Source organism: Rhizobium sp. BK196 (assembly GCF_014193255.1).
GTDB lineage: Bacteria > Pseudomonadota > Alphaproteobacteria > Rhizobiales > Rhizobiaceae > Rhizobium.
Genome location: NZ_JACHZB010000008.1, coordinates 176,036 through 195,432 on the forward strand (window position 1 = coordinate 176,036; position 19,397 = coordinate 195,432).

Below are 19,397 nucleotides of genomic sequence, written 5' to 3' on the forward strand. Positions count from 1 at the left end.
CGGCTGCTAAACTACAAGCTTTTGCCGTTGATCAATTCCGCGTTTTGGAAACCTTTCGTTAAGAAAGGTTTGTCAAAGGTGAAGCCAACTTGGAGACCATACATGAAGAGATGGTCTGGAACTGCGGTTCCCGAAACATGACGTTGATCGTCTAAGCTCTTGTTTTACCAGCACCAACTCTCGAAGGCAGCCCTTGGCTGCCTTTTCTTTGGCGAATAATTCCAGCAAAGTTTAGAGCGGTTTTGCGTCCGGAACGCGCGAAAATAAGTGCTTAGCCCGCCAGCACACGCTGCGACGGGAAGGTGATCTCCACCAGCGTGCCTTCGTTCGGCGCGGAATTGATCGAGAAAATTGCCCTGTTGGCATCGACCATCGCCTTGGTGAGCGGCAAGCCGAGACCGGTGCCGTCGCCGCGATGGCGTGACTGCGTGGATGATACCTGGCGGAATGGCTTCATCGCCTGGTCGAGTTCGCTGCGTGTCATGCCGATGCCGGTATCCCGCACCCGCATCGCCACGCTGCCGTTCGCCTCATAGGAGGTGGAAACGACGATCTGCCCGCCAGACGGTGTGAAGCGGATGGCGTTCGACAGGATGTTCAGCGCGATCTGCTTGATCGAACGCAGGTCGGCCACAACATCGGGCACCGACTGCGAAAGGGCAGTGCGGATGATAACCCGCTGGCTGTTCGCCTGCGGCTGCACCAGTGCCACCGCTTCCGAGATCGCCTCGTTGAGGCCGACGGAGGCGAAGTCGAGATCCATCTCGCCCGCTTCGATCTTGGAAATATCGAGCAGGTCGTTGACGATGTCGAGAACATGCCGGCCGGAACGGCCGATGTCGTTTGCATATTCGATATAGCGTGGATGGCCGATCGGCCCGAAGCGTTCGCTCGCCATCATATCTGAAAAGCCGATAATCGCGTTGAGCGGCGTGCGGATCTCGTGGCTGACGCGCGCAAGGAAATCCGTCTTGTGAGCATTGGCGGTTTCGGCTGCACCCTTGGCATTGCGCAACTCGTCTTCCGTGCGCTTCCACTGTGTGATGTCGCGGATGACGGCGCAATAGCCGTTGGATGAGGTAAGGCGACCCATGGTCATGAACAGCGGCACGAAACCGCCGGCGGCCTCGCGGCCGATGACCTCGCGTCCGTCGTTCAGCACGCTTGCGACGCCGTGACCGGAAAGCCCGTGCAGATAGTCGATCACCGCTCTCTGGCTCTCATGCGCAAACAGCATCGCGAAGGGTTTGCCGCGCGTTTCCTGTTCGTCGTAGTTGAAAAGGGCGCTTGCCGAGCGGTTCATCGAGCGGATATCGCCCTCAGTGCCGATGACGACGACGCCGTCGGTTGCCGTCTCCAGGATCGAGCGCAGTTCCTCCACTTCGACCTGCAGCTTGGCAACCTTCTCCACCATGCGGTCGGTGCGTTGGTCGAGCCGGATCACCTCACCTTTGCTTTCTTCCCGGTTTTCGACCGGCATCAGCGCCAGCATCAGGGCGTTGGAATCTTCCCAGCGAACCGATTGCAGACGGGCCGTGACCGGCACCAGCCTGTCATCGGCTTTGACGAGCATCATCGTGCCTGCACCGTTTTCGAGGTCGTGGCGCTGCAGCAATGCATCGATGCCGCCAACTTCGGAGAGGGCTTCGACGGAATCGTAGCCCGTCAGCCGCAGGAATTCCGGGTTGCCATGGATCAGCTGATCGCCGGCATGGATCAACACGGCAACAGGCAGCAGATCGACGGTCGCAGCCGAAAGTCCATCCGTCATCTTCACGCGCGGCGGAATAAAGCTGGTCAGAACCTCGATCTGGCTGACGGTCTCCTGCAGACCTTCGGTCACGTCGTCTTCGACTTCGTCCGCGGGGATCTCCTCGGCCTCGGCAGCAGCCTCTTCCGGCAGCGGTTCTGCTGCGGCTTCGTAAATCGCTTCCTGAGGCGCAGTCGGCTCGACGGCGGAAGTTTCGGCAACGACATCTTCGACTGTCGCTGCCTGTTCGACATCAGGTTCCGGCTGCGGGGCTGCGACCGGCTCTTCGCTGCGCGCGCCGAAGGCTTCGAGGCGCTTGGCGATCTCGCGGAAATTCGCCTGCTCGGCTGCCGTCAGACCGCTGCTGGCACTGTGCAACTGCACGACCTTGTCGGTGAAGCGGCGGCTCGGCGTTTCGGAAGGGCGCAGCGCCGGCGGCTCTTCCCGCTGCTCGGCAGCATCAGGCTCAGCGGCGGATTGTTCCTCGGCGACAGGTTCTGCTGCTACAGTCTCTTCCGGGTTGGTTGCTTCTGTCGCGGCTTCCACTTCCGGTCCAGTGTCTTCTTCGACATCAGGCTTTGGATTCACTGCATCTTCGGCCTGCGGCGCAGCTTCGGCAATTTCTTCAGACTGCTCTTTCGGCAGTTCAGCCTCTTTCGGCGCGGTTTCATCGACCGGGCCAAGATAGGCGGCATCATGGCCGATGCCGTCAGGCCCGAGCGTCAGCCCGAGCGCCAATGGATCTTCCTGGGCGTCCGACAGGCGCACGACGCCGAAGCCGCGGAAACCATCGAAGTCGCGGTTGCGCGTATAGGTCGGCAGGGCGGCGAGATCGACAGGCACGACGAGGCTCGTGCCTTCGATCGGCCAATAAATCGTCTTGCCTGACCAAGTGTCGCGTCGCGCTAAGGCCTCGGAGAGCTTTGATTCCGGATCGAGGTTGAAGAGGGCGGCAACTTCGGAGAAAGCGCTGCCGACGATATTGCTCGCATGCGGGCCGACGGAATCAGCAAATTCATGCGAAACTTCGCTGAAGCGGCCTTCCGCATCGATCTTCCAAACGAAGCGGGTGGCACGGCTGTTCGGCTTGAAGACGAAGCTACTTTTCTTCGCCGCCGCTGCGGGTTCAGCGGGTAGAACGGGTGCTGCTGCGAAGTTCTCGGCGACGGAAGCGGCCGGCTCAACCTGCTCGACCACCGGAGCCTCTGCGCGTGTCTCCAAGATTCCTTCCGCCGAGGTCAACGCTTCGTTCGGCTGATCCGCCGGGTGCTCACCGGAGCCTGCGGCGGCTGTTTTGGGCTCGAAACTGCTTTCATCTGCCGACGGTTCGACCTGGGCCTCGACTTTGACCGATTCGTTCATCTGGACCGGTTCCTCGGGCTCCCCGGTAATGTCCTCCAGCGTCTCCTCGACCTCTTCGATACCGGAAACGGCATCGATCGCTTCGGCCTCTGTAAAGCCGGCCACAGGTGCGGGAACACCAGCGATTTCATCCGCTGCGGCTTCCGCTGGCGCAATTTCCTGCGGCGCAGGCTCTTCGGCCTTGGCGGAGGGCTCGATCGGATCGAGATGACCGATCGACGTTTCGACGGCGAAGAGAAGGTGCAGTGCGGGCTCGTCGTTGAGTTTACCGACGGCAGCCGGCAAGTGGCCACGACCGGTCGCAACCGGGCGCTTCACCAGCCGGTCAGGATGAGCGCCGGCAAGCGCGATGAGCGTTCTTGCCGCCTGCTGTGTGATGCCGAGCAAGGCGAAACCTGGCGAAGCGGCAATGACTTCGCCCTCGGCCCCGATCACAGCCATATGCGTATCCGGGTCATCGAGGCCCTGCAGCATCTGCGCAGCGCTTGCGCCTGCCGTCAGCGGACGCGTGAGAACCGGAACGGAAAACAGGATGGCTTTCTCACCCGAAGCGAGGCGGATGAGCTCCGATGATGCCGGGGCCTGAACGCGCTGGAAGCCCTTGGCGATACGAATGACAAAGGTTTTCTGGTCGCCGATTTCGCCAAGCTGGCGGGCAGTCGCCTCAAGTTGGCGGAAGGTGATGTCGGCGTGGCTGACGCCCTGATCGAGCAGATCATAGACAGCAGTATGGCCAAAAAGTTCGGCACCCGCGCCGTTTGCCCACAGCAAGCGGGAAAGGTCGCCCGAGAACAAAACCATGGCTTCGCCACGCGAAAATCGTTCACGAACCCGCGCATGAACGGCAATATCGATGAACGGATACTGGACTGCGGGCATGATCGAACCTGTCGCTTTCGGCCTTTTAGAATTAACTGCTTATTAATAACTGCAGGTCTGCGACCGGTCCAGAAGAGCAGGGAGCTTTCGGCCGGAAAGGTTAACGTATTGTGCGTTGCACAATGATGTTGCAATGCACAACGAAATGCTCTATATAAGATTTATCCAATGTATCACGGGCACGAGCTTTGCCCATCCTAGAGGACGTTATCCGATGGCTACCATAAAGACCGACGACGTTTTTTCAATTGCCTCTTTCGACCCGAGCAAGCTGGCCGAGTCCTTCCGCGACTTCGCCGAAAAGGGCGCTCAGCAGTCGAAGGAAGCCTATGCCAAGCTGAAGTCTGCAGGCGAAGAAGCCAGCAAGACGCTGGAAGCAACGGTGCAGACCGCGCAGGCCGGCAGCGTTGAAATCGGCCTCAAGGCAGTCGATGCGCTCCGCATCAATGCTGAAAGCTCGCTGTCGCACATGGAAGCGCTGCTCGGCGTCAAGTCCGTTGCCGAATTCTTCGAGCTGCAGACCTCTTTCCTGCGCAAGCAGGCTGAGATCACCATCGAGCAGGCGAAGTCGCTCCAGGAAACCACCAAGCAGGTTGCCGAAAAGGTTGCAAAACCTTCCAAGGAAGCCGCTGAAAAGGTCATGGCATCCTTCAAGGCTGCTTGATCGACCATCCATATGCAATAAAGGCTGGACCGTGGGTTCGGCCTTTTTGTATATTGAGGGCAAATCGGGGCTTGAATTAAAGTTCAAGTCCTCGTATGTGACCCCCGTCGCGCCGAGCGCGGCATGTGCGGTTGTAGCTCAGTTGGTTAGAGCGCAGGTTTGTGGCACCTGAGGTCGGAGGTTCGAGACCCCCCAACCGTACCATTCTCTCCCATAAGTTGGTCTTCCTGTTCGGCAATGCACGGCATCGGCGCTTTTTGCCGTCAAAATGATGCCTCCTCGCATTTTGCTATTGCCGTTAACATTAGTTTACCTATTTATGTGCGGTGCGATGCAGCAATTGCCCATTCTTTCCGCTGCATTGCGAAATGCTGGCGGCTTGCCGCCTGGGGGTAGGGACAGTCCACCGAGGCATTAAGGAGAATTTGATGTCCATTTCTGTTCAGAATATAGAGGAATCGACCGCTGTTTCCCCGATTGACGTGGCAGCTGCGGTTCGGGACGCACGCAGTGCGGTTGGCTACAGCATTGAAGACCTCGCAGTCACCTGCGGTCTGGCCAATGGGGAAATCCTCGAAATCGAAAACGGCGAAAGTGCCGATCCGGCAAAGCTGAAGCGCATCGCAGCAGCCCTGCAGGTTCCGATTTCTGCTTTTCTGCATATCTGACTGTGCGACAGGGCCGATCAGCATTTTCTGATCGGCCGTCGTCCCCTTTATAAGACATGGTTGGAACTCTTGCGGCTCCCGCACCGTTCACCGGTGACGGGAGTATGTGTATGTCCAAGACCCTTCTTTACGGCGCAACGAAGATCGACGAGACGAACGCCGCCTATGCAACGGTTGCTGGCCTCGAACAGTTCCAATGGAAGAACCGTGTCTTCCTTGTGATTGCCGATGCGGATAATTCCCGCGCTGCCAGTCAGGAAAATCAGTTGCTTGCCGATCGGGCCGCTCTTGAGGAGCGGGATATGATTGTTCTCAAGCTTGTTGGATCGAGCATCAAACCCTTGTTTGGAAGCGGCGACGGGCTGGACGGTGAGGCGCTTCGAGAAGAGCTGGAAGCGCCTGAGGCAGGAGAATTTGCGCCTTTCTGGTCGGCAAGGATGGTGCGATCAAGCTGAAGGCCAGCGAGCCGATCAGATCCGGCGAACTTTTCGCCATTATCGACAGCATGCCCGTGCGCGCTGGCGAACCGTCAGGCACGAAAAATAATCTGATATCGTAATCGTAAAGGAGCCGGCCATGTCCGTCCCCAACGAACCCATTCCCGACCAGCCGCCGATGCCTTCACCGGGCTGGAAGCCGGAACCGCCGATCAAGGAGCCGGAGCCGGATCGCCTGCCGGATGAAACGCCGCTTCCCAATCCCGATGAGAATGAGGAACCGGCGAAACATCTCCGAACTGGGTATTAGAGGAAGATCTGCCTTTCCTCGTCAACGAGTTCCTGCAGGAAATCGATGACGCTGCGCACGCGCACCAGATCGCGCGCGCTTTCGTGGTAAGTCGTCCAGTAGGCGCGGCGGATGGACACCTGCGGCAGGATGCGCACCAGTTCCTGGTATTGCCGAGCGATATAGTCATGCAGGATACCGATGCCGGCACCTGAACGTACGGCCTCCGTCTGGCCGATCGCCGTGGAGATCTCGAACCCCGCATCCCAGCTGCGCATCACCTCGGCGGAGAAATTTAGGGAAGCAGTGAAGATCAGGTCTTCGACGTAGCCGATGCGCGGATGGGCCTTCAAGGCGTCGACATGTTCGGGCTTTCCATGCTGCGCCAGATAGTCCCGCGAGGCGTAGAGGCCGAGCGTATAGTCGGTGAGTTTGGAGGAAACGAGGCGTCCCTGTTCCGGACGTTCCAGTGTGATGGCGATATCCGCTTCACGCTGCGACAGCGAAAAGGAACGCGGTACCGGCACGAGCTGGATCTTCAGTGCCGGATGACGCTCGATCAGCCGGCCCATGCGTGGCGCAAGAAAGGAAACGCCGAACCCATCAGGCGCGCCGACACGCACCGTTCCGGCAATTGCCGTATCGGTGTGTCCGAGATTGGCCTGCGCGGAAAGCATCTCCGTTTCCATTCGCTCAGCCGAGGCAAGAAAGATTGCGCCTTCGGCGGACAGCTCGCAGCCATTGGTCCGGCGTATGAAAAGCCGGGTTTTCAGCGCCTCTTCCAGCGAGGTCAGTCTGCGTGAGAGCGTGGCGTGATTGAGCCCCAGCCGTTTCGATGCGGCGAGGATCTGCCCGGCGCGGGCAACGGCCAGGAAAATGCGGACGTCATCCCAGTTCATGGCTTTGAACGCATCGCGATGGGATCGACGTCTATGAGCGTCAGTGCTGTCACCATGCCTGATGTCTCGGTTTTGTATTTAAGAAAATGCGGCGTCTGCAGATGAGCTTCGTATGCTTCCCTGTTGGCATAGACCTCGAGGATACGGATTTTGTTCGGATGATCCCTGATGGAAACGGCATTCAGAGAAAGGACGCCGTCTTCCAGCGTGATGGATGCCTCGATTTCCTCGGTCAGCAGCGCGCGATAGGCTTCGATCCGGCCTGGATCGATCTCCAGTTCCGCCATTCTGACGATAGGTTTCCCGCTCATCGGTGAACCTCCCTTTGACTTGTCCGCGTACCATGCCAAGTTTTGGAGCAGGAGCACCGGTCACGGGAATAGAACTATAATATGCGCACAATGGTTGCTTATTATAGCGCATTGATTTGTGCAAATTGAAGTGCGATTGATGCGTTCATCAAAAGGAGGAACACCCATGCGTGAGATTGGTCATTTCATCGGCGGCAAATACGTCGCCGGCACCAGCGGCCGCACCAGCGACGTCTTCAACCCGGCGACCGGCGAAGTGCAGGCAAAGGTCGCGCTTGCAAGCGTCGAGGAACTGCGCGCCGCCGTCGAAAACGCCAAGGCTGCGCAGCCGAAATGGGCTGCCACCAACCCGCAGCGCCGCGCTCGCGTCTTCTTCAAGTTCGTCGAACTGCTGAACCAGCATATGGATGAGCTCGCAACGCTGCTTTCCAGCGAGCATGGCAAGACGGTGGAGGATTCCAAGGGCGATATCATCCGCGGCCTCGAAGTCTGCGAATTCGTCTGCGGCATTCCGCATCTTGCCAAGGGTGAATTTACGGAAGGCGCCGGCCCGGCGATCGACATGTATTCGATCCGCCAGCCCGTCGGCATCGGCGCCGGCATCACGCCTTTCAACTTCCCGGGCATGATCCCGATGTGGATGTTTGCCCCGGCAATCGCCTGCGGCAACGCCTTCATCCTGAAGCCTTCCGAGCGCGATCCGTCCCTTCCGATCCGCCTGGCCGAACTGATGATCGAAGCCGGTCTTCCCGCTGGCATCCTGAACGTGGTCAACGGCGACAAAACGGCCGTCGATGCGATCCTCACCGATCCCGACATCGGCGCCGTCTCCTTCGTCGGCTCCACGCCGATCGCCCGTTACGTTTATGGAACGGCTGCGATGAACGGTAAACGCGCCCAGTGCTTCGGCGGCGCCAAGAACCACATGATCATCATGCCTGACGCCGATATGGACCAGGCCGTCAACGCGCTGATGGGCGCAGGTTACGGTTCTGCTGGCGAGCGCTGCATGGCCATCTCCGTTGCCGTCCCCGTCGGCGAGGAAACCGCCAACCGTCTCGTCGAGAAACTCACGCCCAAGATTGAATCCCTGCGCATCGGCCCCTATACCGATGAAAAGGCCGACATGGGACCGCTGGTCACCAAGGATGCCTATAACCGCGTCAACGGCCTTATCGACCGCGGCGTCGAAGAGGGCGCAAAGCTTCTCGTCGACGGCCGTGGTTTCAAGCTGCAGGGTTATGAAAACGGCTATTTCGTCGGCGGTACGCTGTTCGACAACGTCACGCCGGACATGGACATCTACAAGACGGAAATCTTCGGACCGGTTCTCTCCGTCGTTCGTGCCAAGAACTACGAAGAGGCCCTCGACCTGCCGATGAAGCACGAATACGGCAACGGCGTCGCGATCTACACCCGTGACGGCGACGCCGCCCGCGACTTCGCCTCCCGCATCAATATCGGCATGATCGGCATTAATGTTCCGATCCCGGTTCCGCTCGCTTATCACTCCTTCGGCGGCTGGAAGGCTTCGAGCTTCGGCGACCTGAACCAGCACGGCACCGATTCGATCAAGTTTTGGACCCGGACCAAAACCGTTACCGCCCGCTGGCCGTCGGGCATCAAAAGCGGCGCCGAATTCGTCATGCCGACGATGAAGTGATCCAACATGTTTCGTCATCTGGAAGCAGGCCCGAGAAGGGCCTGTTTTCATTTGGAAACGCTGCGGCGAGCAGTCGCGGGAAACGTGAATGTGAATTTCATATTTTGGAATTGTTCAAAACTGTGAAAGCCATTATATACGGTTCACAAACGATTTAGGAGATCGGCATGCGGTTGACGAAGCAGACCAACTATGCGGTTCGCATGTTGATGTATTGTGCAGCCAATGAAGGACATTTGAGCCGGATTCCGGAGATTGCCAGGGCATACGGTGTTTCCGAGCTCTTTCTTTTCAAGATTCTGCAGCCTCTGAACAAGGCAGGCCTTGTCGAGACGGTGCGCGGCCGCAATGGTGGTGTCCGCCTTGGCAAGCCGGCGACCGATATCAGCCTTTTCGACGTGGTAAAGGTCACTGAAGACAGCTTCGCCATGGCGGAATGCTTTGAAGACGGTGTGGCCGAGTGCCCGCTGGTCGATAGTTGCGGTCTGAATTCGGCATTGCGCAAGGCGCTCAATGCCTTCTTCGACGTGCTGACCGAGTATTCGATCGATGACCTGGTAAAGGCGCGGCCGCAGATCAACTTCCTCCTCGGCCTCACCGGCAAACAACACTATCGCAAGCCCGTCATTCCGGCACCGGCTGCGTAATACTTGGTATTCTGATATCATCGTGAACCACGGCTGTTTTCGATAGCCGTGGTTTTTCATTTAACTCACGGATTGTTGATATATCAGAGCCGGTTGAAACCGTTCTCAACGCCTTCCGCGACGCCAAATTGTACCAAAAGCGACAAAAATTCGGTTGAACGTGCTTCAATCTTGCAAATTTTGGCCTATTTTTGACCGAAAATTTCTAAAATTGTTTTCCTGGAAAAATTTTCTGCGGATCCCGTTGCTTTCAGCAAATAAATATCGTTCCATCGGCCCGCCGATCGGGCTAATGAGCGCCCGATCTCTAAAGATCAAAAAAGAACAAACCTGGGAAACGATATCATGAAAAAGTTCTCTGTCCTGCTCGCAGCGACAGCCCTGGCTTCGGTCATGGCCACCGCCGCGTATTCCAAGACGCTTGTCTATTGCGCCGAAGGATCGCCGGAAGGCTTCGATCCGAGCCTCTACACGGCAGGCACGACCTTCGACGCGTCTTCGCGTACGGTTTATAGCCGCCTCGTTGAATTCAAGCACGGCGGAACAGAGATCGAGCCGGGCGTTGCCGACAGCTGGACGGTTTCTCCGGATGGCAAGGAATATACCTTCAAGCTGCATCCCGGCGTGAAGTTCCAGACGACCGATTTCTTCACCCCGTCGCGCGACCTGACCGCAGACGACGTCGTCTTCTCCTTCGAGCGCCAGATCAAAACCGACAACCCATGGAACAAGTATGTCGAAGGCGGTTCCTACGAATACGCCGCCGGCATGGGCTTCCCCGATCTCATCAAGTCGGTCGAGAAGGTTGACGATCTGACGGTCAAGTTCACGCTGAACAACCCGGAAGCTCCGTTCCTGGCCGACCTCGCCATGGACTTCGCATCCATCGTTTCCAAGGAATATGCCGACAAGCTCGCCGCTGACGGCAAGATGGCCCAGCTGAACCAGCAGCCGCTCGGTACCGGCCCGTTCACATTCGTCGCCTATCAGACGGATGCCGTCATCCGCTACAAGGCCAACGAAACCTACTTCAAGGGCAAGGAAAAGATCGACGATCTCGTCTTCGCGATCACGCCTGATGCCGCTGTCCGCGCCCAGAAGCTGAAGGCCGGCGAGTGCCACCTCGTTCCGTATCCGAACGCTGCTGACGTTGCCGAGCTCAAGAAGGATCCGAACCTCACGGTCATGGAACAGGCTGGCCTGAACGTCGGCTTCCTCGCCTACAACACCCAGCAGGCTCCGTTCGACAAGCCGGAAGTCCGCCGCGCGCTGAACATGGCGATCAACAAGAAGGCGATCATTGACGCGGTCTTCCAGGGCGCTGCCCAGGTTGCCAAGAACCCGATCCCGCCGACCATGTGGTCCTATAATGACAAGATCGAAGACGACAAGTACGATCCGGAAGGCGCCAAGAAGGCTCTCGAAGCCGCTGGCGTGAAGGGCCTCTCCATGAAGGTCTGGGCAATGCCGGTTTCGCGTCCGTACATGCTGAACGCTCGCCGCGCCGCCGAACTGATCCAGGCAGACTTTTCCAAGATCGGCGTTAACGTCGAGATCGTCACTCATGAATGGGCCGAATACCTGAAGCTCTCCTCCGACGTGAAGCGCGATGGCGCCGTCATCCTCGGCTGGACCGGCGACAACGGTGACCCTGACAATTTCATGGACACGCTGCTCGGCTGCGACGCTGTCGGCGGTAACAACCGCGCTCAGTGGTGCAACAAGGACTACGATGCGCTGATGACGAAAGCCAAGGAGACGGCTGACGTTGCTGCCCGCACGAAGTTCTACGAAGAAGCACAGGAAATCTTCAAGAAGGAAGCTCCCTGGGCTCCGCTCGACCACTCGCTGGTCTTCGTTCCGGTCAGCAAGAAGGTGTCTGGCTTCCATATGGATCCGCTCGGCATCCACCGCTTCGACGGCGTTGATATCGCCGAATAAGAAAAATGATAAACTGCCCGGCTGAAACCGGGCTCGACCGGCGGTCAGGTTCCACCTGACCGCCGGAAACTATTGGACAACCTGCTATGTTGCGATTTTTCATCGGGCGCCTCGCAGTCCTGATACCGACCTTCCTCGGCGTTTCGCTCATTGCCTTCTCGTTCATCCGCCTGCTTCCCGGCGATCCCGTCATGCTATTGTCGGGCGAACGAACCATGGCACCCGAACGTCACGCCCAGATCATGCACGATCTCGGTTTCGACCGGCCCATGTATGTGCAGTATTTCGATTATCTCGGAAAAGTGCTGCACGGCGATCTCGGTACCTCGATCGTCACCAAACGTGCCGTCCTCGGCGAATTCTTCACGCTCTTCCCGGCAACGCTTGAGCTTTCGCTCTGCGCCATCCTGGTGGCAATCCTTCTTGGCGTGCCGGCCGGCGTCTTCGCTGCCGTCAAGCGCGGAACCTGGTTCGATCAGAGCGTGATGGGCGTCGCCCTGATCGGCTATTCGATGCCGATCTTCTGGTGGGGCCTGCTACTCATCATCTTCTTCTCCGGCTATCTCGGCTGGACGCCCGTCTCCGGCCGCATCTCACTGATGTATTTCTTCAAACCCGTCACCGGCTTCATGCTGATCGACAGTTTGCTCTCCGGCCAGAAGGGCGCCTTCGCCTCGGCCGTCAGCTATCTCATTCTGCCGACCGTGGTGCTTGCCACCATTCCGCTTGCGGTTATCGCCCGCCAGACCCGCTCGGCGATGCTCGAAGTGCTGGGCGAGGATTATGTGCGCACCGCCCGCTCCAAGGGTTTGGCACCGTTGCGCGTCGTCGGCGTTCATGCGCTTAGAAACGCCATGATCCCGGTCGTCACCACGATCGGCCTGCAGGTCGGCGTGCTGCTCGCAGGCGCCATTCTTACCGAGACGATCTTCTCCTGGCCGGGCATCGGCAAGTGGATGGTCGATGCTGTCTTCAAGCGCGACTATGCAGTCGTCCAGGGTGGTCTTCTGTTGATCGCCGGCATCATCATGCTGGTGAACCTGATCGTCGACCTTGCCTACGGCTTCATCAATCCGCGTATCAGACACTAGGAGCGGTCCATGAGCACGGTTACTGCAAAATCCGACCAGCCCTCCGCCCTCACGGAATTCTGGTACTACTTCTCGCGAAACAAGGGCGCCGTCATCGGCCTCTTCGTCTTCGCCATCATTCTTCTCATGGCGATCTTTGCGCCTCTCGTCTCGCCGCACGCGCCGACCGAGCAGAACCGTGAGCTTCTGCTTTCCGTCCCTTTCTGGATGGATGGCGGCAGCTTCTCCTATCCGCTCGGAACGGATGCCGTCGGCCGCGATATTCTCTCGCGTCTGATCTTCGGTGCACGCTTCTCGCTGTTCATCGGTGTCGTGGTCGTCACGCTGTCGGTGGTTGCGGGCGTCTTGATTGGCCTCGTCGCCGGTTACTTCCGTGGCCGTGTCGATATCGTCATCATGCGCCTCATGGATATCATCCTGGCTTTCCCGTCACTCCTTCTGGCCCTCGTGCTCGTCGCGGTGCTCGGTCCCGGCCTGCTCAACGCCATGATCGCCATTTCGATTGTCAACCAGCCGCATTTCGTGCGCCTGACGCGTGCCGCCGTCATGAGCGAGCGTGAAAAGGAATATGTGGTGGCGTCCCGCGTCGCGGGTGCCGGCACCTTCCGGCTGATGTTCAAGACGATCCTGCCGAATTGCCTGGGACCGCTGATCGTACAGGCGACGCTCGCCTTCTCTGCCGCGATCCTGGATGCAGCCGCCCTCGGTTTCCTGGGCCAGGGCGCACAGCCGCCGACACCCGAATGGGGCACGATGCTCGCCGAAGCCCGCGAATTCATATCGCGCGCCTGGTGGGTCGTTACATTTCCGGGTCTTGCGATCCTGATCACAGTTCTTGCCATCAACCTGATGGGTGACGGCCTGCGTGATGCGCTCGACCCCAAGATGAAGAGGTCCTGAGATGGCGCTCCTCGAAATTGAAAATCTCGTCGTCGAATTCCAGACCTCGACCGGTCCTTTCCGCGCCGTCGATGGCGTTTCGTTGAAGGTCGACGCGGGCGAAGTCCTGGCGATCGTCGGCGAATCCGGCTCCGGCAAATCAGTCTCGATGCTGGCGGCCATGGGCCTTCTGCCCTGGACGGCAAAGGTGACGGCAGACAAGATGGTCTTCGACGGCCAGAACCTACTCGGCATGTCCGGTGCCAAGCGCCGCGAGATCATCGGCAAGGATATGTCGATGATCTTCCAGGAACCGATTGCCAGCCTCAATCCCTGCTTCACCGTCGGCTTCCAGATCGAAGAGGTGCTGAGAATTCACCTCGGTCTGGACAAGGCGGCGCGGCGCAAGCGCGCAATCGAGCTGTTCCAGGCGGTCGGCATTCCCGATCCCGCCGAGCGGCTTGGCCATTTCCCGCACCAGATGTCGGGCGGTCAGTGCCAGCGCGTCATGATCGCTATCGCCATTGCCTGCAACCCGAAGCTCCTGATCGCCGATGAGCCGACCACCGCGCTCGATGTGACCATCCAGAAGCAGATCCTCGATCTTCTGATGCGCCTGCAGACGGAGCATCGCATGGGCCTGATCATGATCACCCACAATATGGGCGTGGTTGCCGAGACGGCCGACCGGGTGATCGTCCAGTACAAGGGCCGCAAGATGGAAGAGGCCGATGTGCTCTCGCTCTTCGAGGCGCCCAAGAGCGATTACACGCGGGCACTGCTCGCCGCCCTTCCAGATAATGCGACCGGCGACCGGCTGCCAACCATTGGCGAACTTTTCAATCCGAATAAGACTGTGGAGGGAGCGGCCTGATGACGCCAGTTCTCGAAGGAAAGAACATCGTCCGCGACTATTACCTGCCGGGCGGCCTCTTCAAGAAGGCAAGGACGGTTCATGCCGTCAAAGGCGTGAGCTTCAGCGTCGAGCAGGGGAAGACGCTGGCGATCGTCGGCGAAAGCGGTTGCGGCAAGTCGACGCTTGCCCGCATCGTGACGATGATCGATCCCGCCACGTCGGGCGAACTCTTCATCGACGGCAAGAAGGTCGATATCTTCAAGGGCGATCTGACGCCGGAAATCCGCCGCAAGGTCCAGATCGTCTTCCAGAATCCCTACGGATCGCTGAATCCGCGCAAGAAGATCGGCGATATCCTGATGGAACCGCTGATCATCAACACCAATACGCCGGCTGCCGAACGGCGCGACCTGGCAATGGCGATGCTGAAAAAAGTCGGCCTGCAGGACGTTCACTTCAACCGCTTTCCGCACATGTTCTCGGGCGGCCAGCGTCAGCGTATCGCCATCGCCCGCGCGTTGATGCTGAACCCGCGGCTCCTGGTTCTCGACGAACCGGTCTCCGCACTCGACCTGTCTGTACAGGCGCAGGTGCTCAACCTCCTTGCGGACCTGCAGGACGAACTGAACCTGACCTATGTCTTCATCAGCCACGACCTGTCTGTTGTTCGCTATATGGCAGACGAGGTTATGGTGATGTATTTCGGCGAGGCGGTCGAATACGGCACGCGGGAGCAGGTTTTCAACGATCCGCAGCACAATTATACCAAGACCCTGTTTGCAGCGACCCCGCGGGCGGATGTCGATACGATCAAGGCACGTCTTGCACGCAAGGCCGCTGCCGTCTCTGCAGCCTAGTAAGCCCGCAGATATCTCACGCTAGAACGATGACCGAGATGAGCTATGACCGAGAATAACGGAAGTCTCCATGCAATCATCGTCATGGGAGTGAGCGGTTCCGGCAAATCCTCGATCGGCGAAAAGATAGCGGCGGGCCTCGGCCTGCCGTTCGTCGAAGGCGACGCCCTTCATCCCGCTTCCAACGTCGAGAAAATGTCGAAGGGCATTCCGCTGACCGACGAGGACCGGATGCCCTGGCTCGACCGTATCGGCGAGACGATGAAGGCATCGCTTGCCAAGGGCGAAGGCATCATCGTCTCCTGCTCGGCGCTGAAGCGTATCTACCGCGACCGCTTGCGGGCGGCAGCTGGCGGCAACCTCTATTTCGTTTATCTCGAAGGCTCGAAAGAGCTGCTGACGGACCGCATGGCGCACCGCAAGGGCCACTTCATGCCGACGTCGTTGCTGGAAAGCCAGCTACAGACACTGGAAGTGCCGACAGGCGAAAAGGGCGTCGTGACCGTCGATATCGATGATACGATCGAGGATATAGCGGCGAAGGCCCTGAAGGCTCTCGCCGCCCTTGGTATTACGGGTTGAACCGGCTGGGCGAATAGGCCGCGATATTGATGAACGGCGTCTCGCCGCTCATCAGTTCCGCCAGCACACGTCCCGTCACCGGCCCGAGCGTCAGCCCGTGATGGGCATGGCCGAAGGCAAACCACAGGCCCTGATGGCGCGGCGCCTTGCCGATAACAGGCATCATGTCAGGCGTGCAGGGCCGGGCACCCATCCACGGTTCCGGATCCAGTCTCTCACCCAGCGGGAATATCGTGCGCGCCACGGCTTCGGCCCGGTCGAGCTGCACCGGGGTCTTCGGCGCGTCCAGCGCTGCGAATTCCGCACCCGTCGTCAGGCGCACGCCCTTGTTCATTGGAGCAAGGAAATAGCCGCGCTCGGAATCGAGTGTCCAGTTGTTGAGCACCGCATTGCCCTGAACGCTGTAATGCATGTGGTAGCCGCGCTTAACGCCAAGCGGGAAGGAATAGCCGAGACGCTGCGTCGCGACCGCCGCCCAGGGACCGAGCGCCATGACGGCGTCGTCGGCTTCCAGCGATCCCTCCGACGTCATGATCTTCCAGCCGGAGCCGGCTTGCCCGAGCGAGGCCGCATCCCCGGTCACGAACCTGCCGCCGAGGCTTTCGAAATAGCTGCGGTAGGCACGCGTCAGCGCATGAGGATCGAGGACCGACCACGGGTCGATCCAGCGCAGGCCGCCGACGAAATCGCCCATGATGTTGGGTTCCAGACGGGCGATATCAGATGAGGTCAGGCTTTCGTAGCTGACGCCGAATTGATCCTTCCAGAGAGCCGCCTCCGCAAAGGCCTCGTCGCGTTTGGCCTCGGTACGGAAAATCTTCATCCAGCCATCCTTGCGGATCAGCGCTTCGGCATGCGAGGCCTCGATCAGATCCTTGTGCTCGGTGATCGAATTCTCGATCAGCGGCGCATAGGCCTTGGTGATCATCTCGTGCCGCTTCGGATTGGAGTTCCACCAGTAGCGGGCGAGGAAGGCGAGCTGGCTCGGCAGCGCCTTCAGGTGATAATGCGCATCGATGCGGTTGTTCAGCGCATAGCGCAGCAGCAGGCCGAGCTGCTGGGGAAAACCATAGGGCATGACGCCTTCGCGCTGGATCAGGCCGGCATTGCCGAAGGAGGTTTCGTTACCCGGCTCCTTGCGGTCGATGAGCGTCACCTGCCGACCGCGGCGTTGAAGATGGATGGCCGTCGAAACCCCGACGATACCGGCGCCGAGCACGATTGCGTTTTTGGTCATTTTTCCCTGCATTCCGCTGTATTTTGAGGCCTAAAATGCCCATCTCGATGCTGCGGTGCAAACGAAAAATCGCATATCATTTCAAAATCATTGCGCTTTCCAGTGCGGCATTTTCAGCCCTGATGCGAACCGTCAGGATTGCGCCATTGAGGAGTGAAAAGACGAGCGCATAGAGCGGCATGCCGAAGGCAAGGGGCAGGGCAGCGATCTCGCCGATGACGATCATATAATTCGGATGTTTGAAGAAGCGGTAGGGGCCGCCTTCGACGAGCGGCGCGCCGGGCAGGATGATGATGCGCGTCGTCCAGCGCTCCCCAAGCGTCACCAGCACCCAGAGCCGCAGCACCTGCAGCAGCGTGAAAACACCGAACCAGAAGAGCTGGATCGCCTGTCCCGTCGCGAGCATCCAAAGCCCGGCGAGCCAGCCCGTATGGAGCGCCACCATATAGGGGTAATGATCGGGCGCGATCTCGCGGGCTCCCCTTGCAAAGAGCGCCATCGTGTTTCGGCGCGCGATGACAAGTTCGGAGAGCCGCTGGGCGGTCACGAAGGTGAGCAGTGCGATGGAAGGCCACATCATGCGACCCTCCGCAACGTAACGCAGCTTGCGGTAAAGCCCGGCCCCATGGCGATCATCGCCGCCCGGTCCGGCAGGCCTCTGCTGATAGCGCGCTCCAGAACGAAGAGCACTGTCGGCGAGGACATATTGCCGTAATCTGCAAGCACCGACCGCTCGATGTCGAGCGCATCGGTCGCCATCGAAAGCGCACTTTCCATGGCCGCCAGCACCTTCGTGCCGCCGGGATGACAGATGAAGCGGTCGATATCACCCCGCTTGAGCCCGCTGCGCGCCAGGATACCGTCGATCGCCGAGCCGAGTTCCTTTTCTGCAAATGGCGGCAGTCCCTGCGCCAGCAGGATGCCGAGCCCGGTATCGTCGATCTTCCAGCCCATGATGTCGAGCGTATCGGGAAACAGGTGATCGCCAGCCGATTCCACTTCCGCCACGCCACCTTTGCCTGATCGCAGCACGCAGGCTGCAGCCCCGTCGCCGAAGAGCGCGGTGGCGATGATGTTCGGTTTCGTCAGTTCATCCAGACGGAAGGCGAGTGTGCAAAGCTCTATGGCGACGAAGAGCACTACGGCACCCGGGCGGCTGCGCGCCAGCCGCGAGGCGATGCCGAAACCGGAAACGCCGGCAGCACAGCCAAGCCCGAAGACGGGCACGCGCTCGATATCCGCGCGAAAGCCGAGCCGGCCAGCGAACCGCGCATCAAGACTCGGCGTGGTGATGCCGGTGGATGAGACCGTGACCACGCAATCGACCTCACCGGCTGTCAGCCCGGCCTGATCAAGCGCACGCGTTGCCGTCTCTTCGAACAATGCGCCGGCGACCTCCTCATAGGCCTCCATCCTGTCCTGCCAGCCATGCGTCTCTTCAAACCAGGAGAGGGGACGGGCGGCATGACGTTTTGCGATGCCGGCATTGTCGAACACGCGCGCGAGGTGGCGAAATTCCTTGAAGCGATCGGCAAACAGGCGCGCGGAGGCCTCCGCGGCCTGGCTCTGCGAGATGATATGGTCAGGCACTGCAGTGGCGAGACTTAAAAGTCTGACGGATTGAGTCACGGTATGCTCCTTATCGCCCCCGGCGGAACGAGCGGAAAACACGCTGGCTGCAGAGTTTATTCGACGTGGCGCCCTTCACGAAGCCGTGACCGAAAAATTCGAAGGCCCTCCGAATAAAGCTTGATGCAGCGGTGTTCACTCCTCGCAACGTCATTTTTCGAGGAGTTATCCCATGACGATCAAGACTGTCCGCATTGCTTCCCTCCTGCTCGGCGGCTGCATTGCCGCGTCTGTCTTCTCCGGCCCCGTCTTCGCGATCGGCGACGATAGCAGCACCATGCCGACCTGCAAGAAGGGCGAGATCTACGACAAGAAGGCAAAGAAATGCGTCAAGCAGCAGAGCGCCAACGTAACGGACGAGAACCGCACCGATTACGCCTACTCGCTCGCCAAGGCCGGCCGCTATGAAGAAGCGCTCGCCATGCTCGACACTGTCAAAGATCAGAACAATGCCGAATGGCTGAATTATCGCGGTTACGCCACCCGCAAACTCGGCCGCACGGATGAAGGTATCTCCTACTACCTGCAATCGGTGAAGCTTGATCCGCAATATGCCAAGGTCCGCGAATATCTCGGCGAAGCCTATGTCATCAAAGGTCAGCTCGACCTCGCAAAGGAGCAGTTGACAACCATCAAGGCGATCTGCGGCACGGGCTGCGAAGAATATCAGGACCTCAACGCCGCCATTCTTGATCCGTCGAAGATCTGAACCGGGCCAAGGCAGGAGAGAGGCAAGGTTGATTGAAGGCTATTTCC

General features: G+C 59.3%; 18 protein-coding genes, 1 tRNA gene and 1 pseudogene. 14 read left to right on the plus strand and 6 right to left on the minus strand.

Annotation, left to right across the window (positions count from 1 at the left end; genetic code table 11):
* Nucleotides 1-271: 271 nt before the first annotated feature.
* Nucleotides 272-3,991 carry a PAS domain-containing sensor histidine kinase gene (locus tag FHT78_RS23730; RefSeq protein ID WP_183749021.1) on the minus strand — a complete coding sequence of 1,240 codons (3,720 nt, stop codon included), beginning with the start codon at nucleotides 3,989-3,991 and terminating at the stop codon, nucleotides 272-274.
* 214 nt (nucleotides 3,992-4,205) lie between these two features.
* Between FHT78_RS23730 and FHT78_RS23735 the strand changes: the two genes are divergently transcribed.
* The 5 genes and pseudogenes from FHT78_RS23735 (at nucleotide 4,206) to FHT78_RS23755 (ending at nucleotide 6,070) form a co-directional block, all read left to right on the plus strand.
* Nucleotides 4,206-4,655, plus strand: coding sequence for a phasin (locus tag FHT78_RS23735; protein WP_183749022.1), 450 nt, complete (start codon nucleotides 4,206-4,208; stop codon nucleotides 4,653-4,655).
* Nucleotides 4,656-4,782: 127 nt separating this feature from the next.
* Nucleotides 4,783-4,859: transfer RNA gene (locus tag FHT78_RS23740), tRNA-His, on the plus strand.
* Nucleotides 4,860-5,083: 224 nt separating this feature from the next.
* Nucleotides 5,084-5,323 carry a helix-turn-helix transcriptional regulator gene (locus tag FHT78_RS23745; protein ID WP_183749023.1) on the plus strand — a complete coding sequence of 80 codons (240 nt, stop codon included), beginning with the start codon at nucleotides 5,084-5,086 and terminating at the stop codon, nucleotides 5,321-5,323.
* A 110-nt stretch (nucleotides 5,324-5,433) separates the two neighbouring features.
* Nucleotides 5,434-5,882, plus strand: a pseudogene (locus FHT78_RS23750) (DUF4174 domain-containing protein).
* A 17-nt stretch (nucleotides 5,883-5,899) separates the two neighbouring features.
* Complete coding sequence (locus tag FHT78_RS23755) at nucleotides 5,900-6,070, plus strand: hypothetical protein (protein ID WP_183749024.1); 171 nt, start codon at nucleotides 5,900-5,902, stop codon at nucleotides 6,068-6,070.
* Here the strand turns inward: FHT78_RS23755 and FHT78_RS23760 are convergent.
* Nucleotides 6,067-6,948: a LysR family transcriptional regulator gene (locus tag FHT78_RS23760; RefSeq protein ID WP_183749025.1), complete on the minus strand. Its 882-nt coding sequence runs from the start codon at nucleotides 6,946-6,948 to the stop codon at nucleotides 6,067-6,069. The genes FHT78_RS23755 and FHT78_RS23760 overlap by 4 nt on opposite strands.
* A complete protein-coding gene (locus FHT78_RS23765; RefSeq protein ID WP_183749026.1) occupies nucleotides 6,945-7,259 on the minus strand; it encodes a putative quinol monooxygenase in 315 nt (104 codons plus the stop codon). The genes FHT78_RS23760 and FHT78_RS23765 overlap by 4 nt, the downstream gene beginning before the upstream one ends.
* Nucleotides 7,260-7,425: 166 nt before the next feature.
* Here FHT78_RS23765 and FHT78_RS23770 point away from each other — a divergent pair, with 166 nt between their 5' ends.
* From FHT78_RS23770 to FHT78_RS23805, 8 genes are all read left to right on the plus strand, one after another.
* Complete coding sequence (locus FHT78_RS23770) at nucleotides 7,426-8,922, plus strand: CoA-acylating methylmalonate-semialdehyde dehydrogenase (RefSeq protein WP_183749027.1); 1,497 nt, start codon at nucleotides 7,426-7,428, stop codon at nucleotides 8,920-8,922.
* 167 nt (nucleotides 8,923-9,089) lie between these two features.
* Nucleotides 9,090-9,569, plus strand: coding sequence for an iron-responsive transcriptional regulator RirA (gene rirA, locus FHT78_RS23775; protein WP_183749028.1), 480 nt, complete (start codon nucleotides 9,090-9,092; stop codon nucleotides 9,567-9,569).
* A 345-nt stretch (nucleotides 9,570-9,914) separates the two neighbouring features.
* The gene (locus FHT78_RS23780; protein WP_183749029.1) at nucleotides 9,915-11,510 is read left to right on the plus strand and encodes an ABC transporter substrate-binding protein; all 1,596 of its coding nucleotides are present in this window, start codon (nucleotides 9,915-9,917) and stop codon (nucleotides 11,508-11,510) included.
* Nucleotides 11,511-11,596: 86 nt separating this feature from the next.
* On the plus strand, nucleotides 11,597-12,601 hold the full coding sequence (locus FHT78_RS23785; RefSeq protein ID WP_183749030.1) for an ABC transporter permease subunit: 1,005 nt from the start codon (nucleotides 11,597-11,599) through the stop codon (nucleotides 12,599-12,601).
* A 9-nt stretch (nucleotides 12,602-12,610) separates the two neighbouring features.
* Nucleotides 12,611-13,501, plus strand: a complete 891-nt coding sequence (locus tag FHT78_RS23790) for an ABC transporter permease subunit (RefSeq protein ID WP_183749031.1) — start codon at nucleotides 12,611-12,613, stop codon at nucleotides 13,499-13,501.
* Nucleotide 13,502: 1 nt separating this feature from the next.
* Nucleotides 13,503-14,354, plus strand: coding sequence for an ABC transporter ATP-binding protein (locus FHT78_RS23795; protein WP_183749032.1), 852 nt, complete (start codon nucleotides 13,503-13,505; stop codon nucleotides 14,352-14,354).
* Complete coding sequence (locus FHT78_RS23800; RefSeq protein WP_183749033.1) at nucleotides 14,354-15,193, plus strand: dipeptide ABC transporter ATP-binding protein; 840 nt, start codon at nucleotides 14,354-14,356, stop codon at nucleotides 15,191-15,193. The genes FHT78_RS23795 and FHT78_RS23800 overlap by 1 nt, the downstream gene beginning before the upstream one ends.
* 45 nt (nucleotides 15,194-15,238) lie before the next feature.
* Nucleotides 15,239-15,775, plus strand: coding sequence for a gluconokinase (locus tag FHT78_RS23805; RefSeq protein WP_183749034.1), 537 nt, complete (start codon nucleotides 15,239-15,241; stop codon nucleotides 15,773-15,775).
* Here FHT78_RS23805 and FHT78_RS23810 read toward each other — a convergent pair.
* The 3 genes from FHT78_RS23810 to FHT78_RS23820 all read right to left on the minus strand — a co-directional run bounded on the left by FHT78_RS23810 (nucleotide 15,765) and on the right by FHT78_RS23820 (nucleotide 18,641).
* A complete protein-coding gene (locus FHT78_RS23810) occupies nucleotides 15,765-17,012 on the minus strand; it encodes an FAD-binding oxidoreductase (RefSeq protein ID WP_183749035.1) in 1,248 nt (415 codons plus the stop codon). The two genes, FHT78_RS23805 and FHT78_RS23810, sit on opposite strands and share 11 nt — an antisense overlap.
* Nucleotides 17,013-17,088: 76 nt before the next feature.
* The gene (locus FHT78_RS23815) at nucleotides 17,089-17,592 is read right to left on the minus strand and encodes an isoprenylcysteine carboxylmethyltransferase family protein (RefSeq protein WP_183749036.1); all 504 of its coding nucleotides are present in this window, start codon (nucleotides 17,590-17,592) and stop codon (nucleotides 17,089-17,091) included.
* On the minus strand, nucleotides 17,589-18,641 hold the full coding sequence (locus FHT78_RS23820; protein WP_183749037.1) for a type III polyketide synthase: 1,053 nt from the start codon (nucleotides 18,639-18,641) through the stop codon (nucleotides 17,589-17,591). The genes FHT78_RS23815 and FHT78_RS23820 overlap by 4 nt, the downstream gene beginning before the upstream one ends.
* Nucleotides 18,642-18,813: 172 nt before the next feature.
* Between FHT78_RS23820 and FHT78_RS23825 the strand changes: the two genes are divergently transcribed.
* Nucleotides 18,814-19,350 carry a tetratricopeptide repeat protein gene (locus FHT78_RS23825; RefSeq protein WP_183749038.1) on the plus strand — a complete coding sequence of 179 codons (537 nt, stop codon included), beginning with the start codon at nucleotides 18,814-18,816 and terminating at the stop codon, nucleotides 19,348-19,350.
* Nucleotides 19,351-19,397: the final 47 nt, after the last annotated feature.